The sequence below is a fragment of the Candidatus Atribacteria bacterium genome (assembly GCA_011056645.1).
Taxonomy (GTDB): Bacteria; Atribacterota; Phoenicimicrobiia; order Phoenicimicrobiales; family Phoenicimicrobiaceae; genus Sediminicultor; species Sediminicultor quartus.
The window spans coordinates 1-1,916 of the sequence record DSEL01000046.1 but is presented as its reverse complement, the minus strand read 5'-3'; the positions used below and the strand labels follow the sequence as shown (position 1 = coordinate 1,916).

At 30.4% G+C, this 1,916-nt stretch carries 2 protein-coding genes; both read left to right on the top strand.

The features are described 5' to 3' along the window. Window positions 1-822: hypothetical protein (locus tag ENO17_01730; protein HER23764.1), on the top strand; the 822-nt coding region annotated here is incomplete at its 5' end. 68 nt (window positions 823-890) lie between these two features. Further along, entirely contained in the window at window positions 891-1,748 is an 858-nt protein-coding gene (amrB, locus tag ENO17_01725) for an AmmeMemoRadiSam system protein B (protein ID HER23763.1), read from the top strand. Window positions 1,749-1,916 lie beyond the last annotated feature (168 nt).

Here is a 1,916-nt window from a genome sequence, read left to right as displayed (position 1 = left end):
GCTGATACCTTCCATGATCAGGTACAGGTATTTAGTAAAGAAGGTCTATTTTTAAGAAAATTTGGAAAAAGCGGAAGTGAAGTTGGCCAGTTTAACGGCACGAGATATATTGCTTTTGATTCAAACGATAATATCTATATTACCGATTATAAAAACGGAAAAGTAGTAAAATATAATAAAGATAATAATTTCGAATTAGAATTTGGTAATGAATCAGATCGAATTAGTTTAAATTACCCGGAAGGAATCATTATAGATAATAGGGATTATATCTATGTAGCCGATGCCGGAAATAATAGGATTGTAAAATTTTGCGTATCCCAAATAGTTATTCATAGTAATTTAGGTGATAAATATAGTGAAGAAAAGAATTGGGGAAATGCGATCTCAGAATATAAGCAAGTAATTTCCATTGATCCGTTAAATATTAATGCTCGCGAAGGAATTGCTACTGCTTTGTACGAAAACAAGCAATGGGAAGAAGCTATTGAAGCTTATCACTATCTTCAAGAAGTCCATCCGGATGATCAAATATTACAATTAAAAATTATCGATTCTCAATTCAATTTAGCAGTAGATGATGAAAATGAATCTCTTTTTAAAAAAGCTTCAATGGAATATAAAGAGGTATTGAATTTAAATCCAAATTATCCTTCGGCTAAAAAAAGATATTATGTATCTTATGCAAAATATTTATTTTATTCAACTTACTTTAGAGCAGCCTTTATATTCATAATTGTATTAATATTTTTTATCATATTTTTCCCAAAAATAAGGAAGAAAAAAAAGGGTAGTCGCCATTCCAAAAGTGGAATGTTTTAATCCTAAACAACTTAAAAATATTCAATTAATTTATCTTTTAAAACGAATAGGATAGGGGAGGAAGGTTTATGGCTGGATTAAATCTTAGAAAACCTGGTGTTGCAGGCAGTTTTTATGCTGAAGATTCAAATTCCTTAAAGATACAAATCGAAAATTGTTTTTTGCATAGTATCGGACCTGGTAAAATCCCTATACCGAACTTAAAAAAGAAAAATACTATTGTTGGTCTAATTAGTCCGCATGCAGGTTATATGTATTCTGGACCAGTTGCAGCTAACGGTTTTTACAATATTGCTATAGATGGTAAACCAGACACCATTATTGTATTGGGGCCAAATCATCGTGGTTTCGGAGAAGATATTTCAATCATGACAGAAGGAAGTTGGCAAACTCCATTAGGAGAGTTGGAAATTGATGGCGAGATTGCAGAAAAGATTTTAAAGAATTCTAAAATTATTAAAAACGATAAAAAAGCCCATCAATACGAACATTCCATAGAAGTTCAGCTACCCTTTATTCAATACATTTTTGGTAAAAATATCAAATTTATACCCATTTGCATGACTCGTCAAGATATTGATACAGATATAGAGATTGCACAATCGATATCTGCTTCTATAATCAATAAAAATATTTTAATCATTGCCAGTTCAGATTTTACCCACTACGAATCTCAAGAATATGCTGAAAACACAGATAATCAGGCAATAGAAGCTATTTTAGAATTTAATCCCACAAAACTATACGAGTTGATTTACCATCAAAATCTAACTATGTGTGGTCCCGGTCCGATTACTGTAATGCTTATTGTTTGTGAAGCATTAAGTGCAAAAAAGGTAGAATTGCTACAATATGCTACTTCCGGGGATGTTTCAGGTATGGTCGACCAGGTGGTTGGATATGCTTCTATAATCATCAAAAAATGATTTATACTAATTATTGTAGTATTACTATTTTTTAATTGCGATCGTCGTTTTATTGGGATGAAAATTAATATCAATACCAAGATTACTTCTAATTATTTTGATGATTATCGATTAAATAATAAACATTCAATATATTGGAAAATAATAATATGATAGAAAATTATAGTT

Excerpts from the sequence above, each read along its gene's own strand:
- amrB (HER23763.1), top strand. The coding sequence starts at position 891 with ATGGCTGGATTAAATCTTAGAAAACCTGGTGTTGCAGGCAGTTTTTAT.